General features: G+C 52.3%; 4 protein-coding genes and 1 pseudogene. All 5 read right to left on the bottom strand.

Annotated elements, in window-relative coordinates; genetic code table 11:
* Nucleotides 1-569 (bottom strand): annotated as a pseudogene (locus JX360_RS17040) (hypothetical protein); the annotation flags it as partial.
* A 378-nt stretch (nucleotides 570-947) separates the two neighbouring features.
* A complete protein-coding gene (locus JX360_RS17045) occupies nucleotides 948-2,147 on the bottom strand; it encodes an AAA family ATPase (protein ID WP_244353366.1) in 1,200 nt (399 codons plus the stop codon).
* 279 nt (nucleotides 2,148-2,426) lie between these two features.
* A complete protein-coding gene (locus JX360_RS17050; protein WP_244353368.1) occupies nucleotides 2,427-3,017 on the bottom strand; it encodes a hypothetical protein in 591 nt (196 codons plus the stop codon).
* 114 nt (nucleotides 3,018-3,131) lie between these two features.
* Complete coding sequence (queG, locus tag JX360_RS17055) at nucleotides 3,132-4,115, bottom strand: tRNA epoxyqueuosine(34) reductase QueG (RefSeq protein WP_341830575.1); 984 nt, start codon at nucleotides 4,113-4,115, stop codon at nucleotides 3,132-3,134.
* A gap of 27 nt (nucleotides 4,116-4,142) precedes the next feature.
* Nucleotides 4,143-4,664 (bottom strand): amidohydrolase family protein (locus JX360_RS17060; RefSeq protein WP_244353370.1); only part of this gene is annotated, 522 nt, incomplete at its 5' end.

A 4,664-nucleotide genomic window follows, 5' to 3' on the forward strand; every position in this document is an offset into this window, starting at 1 on the left:
AATTGTTCTAGGCAGGAGTAGCCTTCCCCATTCACAGGGCGAAAGGGAATCGTGGCTTCAATGCTGGCGACAATCGCCACTTGATCTTGGAGAGAAAGCCAGGGTTCCAACACATCCAAGGCCAGACAAGCGCTCAAAAACTCATTGATACCATCCGCATGGCTATAATGTTGCCCTGGCTGAAAGTTGAACAGGTGCAGGCAAATGTATAGGGGCAGGGATGGTTGTCCAGAAGCAACATAGAGTCCTTTGGAAGTGACGGTAATGATGCCTTCTAGCTTGGGTAACAGGGCTTTGGGAACACCATAGGGGCCAGCATCGGGGGCCTGCTGATCCAGTTGAAGATAGACAATATCGTGAAACAGGCCAGCCAAAATTTGGATGGGGGAGTGGGTGCGGCTGACGGTTAAGCTGTGGTGGGTGGTATGGAAGCGACGGGATCCCCGTTCCATGCGGGTGAAGATGAGCACCGCCATCCGCTCGATTTTCAAAGGAGGCACCTTCACCTTGAGTTGTCCGAAGGCTTGTTCCAGTAGGTGAATAACTTGGATCAGCGGCGATTCCTGCATCTCAAGCTCAAGTCCTGCTGTGAGGTTCTGGCGGATGGCTGGATGCAAAGACTACAGCTTTTTCCGACTTCATAGAGGATCCGAGACGGTCTGGAATCGTTGTCAGCCAAGGAAATAGCCCACATGCGCTGCTAGAATAGCTGCTGCTGGAAAAAGTTGTAATTCAGCTTATCCCATGGCCAGAGAGCAGGTTGGTCAAAACAGTTCAAGGGAGTCTGAATCTAGATTTCCTCCAAGCTAAAGGATGCAGCTGGGTCAGAGCGTGACTGAAATCACAGCCTCATCTCAAACGGATGGGGTGCCCGTCCAAGCTCCACGCCCAAGATCGACAAGATCTCCACAACATCTGCAAGATCCATAAGCAATCTACTATAAGTGCTAAACGTAGCGATGGGTGAATTCCTGCACCAAATCCACCCGCCCTTTGCGTAAAACTGCGGGATCCAGGCGCTCAGTTGTATTGCAAGTCATTAACACCACCAGCTTTTGTTCACAGTGGGGGTGTTCTTCATCCAGCACACTTTGGTGTAGGGTGCCATCTAGCAGGCTGAGGATGCGCTCGGTTTTGCTGCTCTGTTGGGCCACTTCACTGGCGCGATTTTGGGCCAGGTTATCAGCCTCGTTAATGATCAGACAGACCCGCTCCAGGTAGGGGGGCGGAATGAATTCCTGCACCGCTTCGTGATCCAAGATAAACACCACATAGCCGAGTGGGATCAACAGTTCGTGGGCTACAGCCTGGGTCCAAACGGTTTTGCCGGTGCCCGGGATCCCGTGTACCAAAACGGCCAATCGCTCCTGTTGTAAAATCCGTTGCTGCACCTGGTCGGTAAAAGTTTGAATTTCAGCAGGAAAAGAGCTGATTGGATATGGACTTTGGATTTGCCCGATCCGGCTTTGGTAACCACTCAGCATCACCGCCAGATTGTAGGTGACCTTACGAATCAAAGGCTTGAGATCGATACCCATTAAGGTGTAGCGGCGGCGAGATTGATAGGTGGTTTCGATTTGTAACCAAATTTGATGCGCTGGCCAAAAGGCATAGACAGTGCCCAGACTGCGGATCTGCTCCCAACCGCTGAAGCGTTCGATTGGGTAGTAGAAGTAGCGATCCATAAACACTTGGATGATCTGGGCTGGCCGGCCTAGATACGCCAAAATTTTGAGAACGGTGATCTCCTGCAGGCGATTGAGAACATAATCGATGGGGATTTGGTCACGGCTCACCTGTTGCTGAATTGGGGTTTCGGTGGAGAGGGAGTTTTGAAAGGTATAGTCGGGGCCGGGTGGGGGTGGGGTAATGCTGTTCCAGAATTCGTCGATTTCGTAACGGGTGTTTTCTGAAAACAGGTTGAGCAAATTGGCCAGAGGGCTGTATTCGTTCCGACCCACAGCATTGGCCACATCACTGCACACATCCAGGGCTTTTTGGATCAAATCCCAGGGATCCCGCAGGGCCAGTTGCCAAAAATACTGCGCATCAAAGTGACGGTGCAGTGGTCTCCACCCGGATCCCAGCAGGTTTTGGCTCGTAGGCTGTTGGTATCTGGGGTAATAATTGTCGTAACCGTTATCCATGCAAAGGCAGTAGCTGAGAAGAACTAGGGAGCCGCCGCCACTATTGGAGCAGCCAGCGGTGAGCTGAGGACTGAGTGCCTCTGAATCGGAGAGGCTGGGATGTGTATGTTAGCTTGAAAGCCCAAAGGATTGGGATCCCTCCTGTACTAGGGGAATCCTAGCGGCTGGGCTGGGCAGATGGGTGTTGGCTCTTTTGCTAAAGATTTTAGAAGCTGCGTTTTGCATTAATTGAATTAATTGATATTCTTGGAAAGAAATGATTAATAATTTAGGTAGTGACTACCATAGCACATTTGAATTCACCTGGTAGCTATTCAAAATGCGGTCGATGCTGGGTTTTAGCTCAGGAAACTCGTCTTCGGGAACCATGATGTAAATGAAGGACAGGTAGCCACCATCCTGTTGAATGAAGCTATTGCCCTGCATGACGACTGTGTCCTCATCGTATTCAAAGTCGTATTCAAAGACGACCCTAACACTACCGTCATTTTGTACGGTTGGTTCGAGATTCATAATGAAGTTGGAGTAATCCCTGAAAACATTTTTGAGATCTTTTTGTAACTGAAAGCCCAATTCATGTTCAGATAACGGCACCTCATCCCTGTTGAAAATGGCGACCACCATCCAGCTTGGTCCATTGGGTTGGTAGAAAAAAGCCCGTGAGACCTGCTCATCCCCCAAATTTTTTTGTTCCCAGCCACTGGGTATCTGTAAGGTAAACAGTCCGCCTGCATGGCTATAGGAAACCAGTTCCCCCAGATCTGGGGTTACTTGCTGGTGGGCCTCCCCAGCCTGCGCAGCGACACTGGGGCTAAGTAAATCCTGGACAGTGATGAAAAAGGCAACCAAAGGGATCCCTAGACTTTTCATGAATCCACCGATCTGTTGATGCCAGAGTTAAATGCTCGTAAAAGGGCCATGGAAGTAATCGGATCATAAGCGCAAATGCAAAAATCCTCCTCCGTATTTTCTATATTTTCTATCTCAGGGGTTGGCAGAAGGGTTGAGTGCTTGTGCATCCGATCTGGGTGATCTTTGCAGGGCGGCTTGGGCGTTGCGCCGCAGTCGTTTGGCCTTGAGTCTGCGTAGGGCAGAGGCGGGAAAATGTTGGTTGAAGTCCGCTTCGCTGATGTGGGCTAAATCCTTCAAGTTGGGGGCAATGTTCCAGGCATAAGGTTGAAAATCCGGGATCCCGGTGGGTTGGGCAAACCGTTGGTTCCAGGGGCAGACATCCTGGCAAATGTCACAGCCGGCCACCCAGTTATTCAGGTTCTGGGCAATTTCAGCTGGGATCTCTTGGGCATGGCTTTCTAGGGTGTGGTAAGCGATACAGCGACGGGAATCGACAACACCGGGGCTGACAATGGCCTGGGTGGGGCAGGCTGCCAAGCAACGGGTACAAGTGCCACAGTGGAAAGAATGGGGGCGATCCGGAATTAACTTTAAGGTAGTCAGCAGTACGCCTAGAAAAACCCAGGAGCCGTACTCACGAGTCAGTAGGAGGCCATTTTTGCCGATCCACCCCAAGCCCGCCTGCATCGCCCAAGGTTTTTCCGCAACCGGGCCGGTATCCACATAAAAGCGACTGGTATGAGTCGGAAATTGGGCCTGCATCCACAGCTGCAACTGTTTCAGCCTTCGTCCCAAAACCCGGTGATAATCTCGTCCCCAAGCGTAGCGCGACAGCTTCCCTTTGCTTGGATCACAGCTGTGCTGAATCGGGGTGTAGTAATTGAGGGCCACGCATACCACCGATTGGGTTCCCGGCAGCACCAACTGCACATCCCTTCGCCGGGGATCCCGCATCCAGTCCATATCTGCAGCCATGCCCTGCGCTAGCCAAGTGTGCAAACCCTGCAGATCAGGGGGATCCATCACGCTAGCAATGCCAACTTTGTTGAAGCCCACTGCAAGCGCCTGCTGCTTGATCTGGGCTGTTGCTCTGGCGGCATTGGTTTCCCCACACACAGGATCCCAAAGGCAAAACGGCTAAGGCTATTCTGGCAACCCCATGACCCGGCGGTAACGGTCTTCCAGTTGCTTGGCTTGCTTCGATTGACGGAAGGGATCCCAGTGGCTATGGGCGAAGAGATCCTGTCGGAGTTGATCCACATTCACCGTGGTAACGGTTCCGGCTGAGACCACCTGCTTGCCTTTCACCCAGACACTGTCCACCACCTGTGTGGGGCGACCCAAAATCAAAAGCCCAATCGGGTCGGTACGGGGCAGCAGCGACAGTTGGGTCAGGTCGTAGAGCACCAAATCCGCTTGCATCCCCACCGTCAGGGATCCGAACTGATCCGCCATGCCCAGACCGGTAGCTCCACCCCGTGCCGCCATTTCCACGCTTTCGCGGGGGGTAATCCAGTGGCGATAGTCGAAGTCCGTCACATTGTGCAGGATGCTGCCAATCTTGATCGCTTCCAGAAGATCCTGGGAGTCGTTGCTGGCGGATCCGTCACAGCCAAAAGACACATTCACCCCCGCCTGCCGGTATTTCAAGATGGGGGCAATGCC

Origin of the sequence: Thermostichus vulcanus str. 'Rupite', assembly GCF_022848905.1 — a bacterium.
Taxonomy (GTDB): domain Bacteria; phylum Cyanobacteriota; class Cyanobacteriia; order Thermostichales; family Thermostichaceae; genus Thermostichus; species Thermostichus vulcanus_A.

Excerpts from the sequence above, each read along its gene's own strand:
- JX360_RS17045 (WP_244353366.1), bottom strand. The coding sequence starts at position 2,147 with ATGGATAACGGTTACGACAATTATTACCCCAGATACCAACAGCCTACG.
- JX360_RS17050 (WP_244353368.1), bottom strand. The coding sequence starts at position 3,017 with ATGAAAAGTCTAGGGATCCCTTTGGTTGCCTTTTTCATCACTGTCCAG.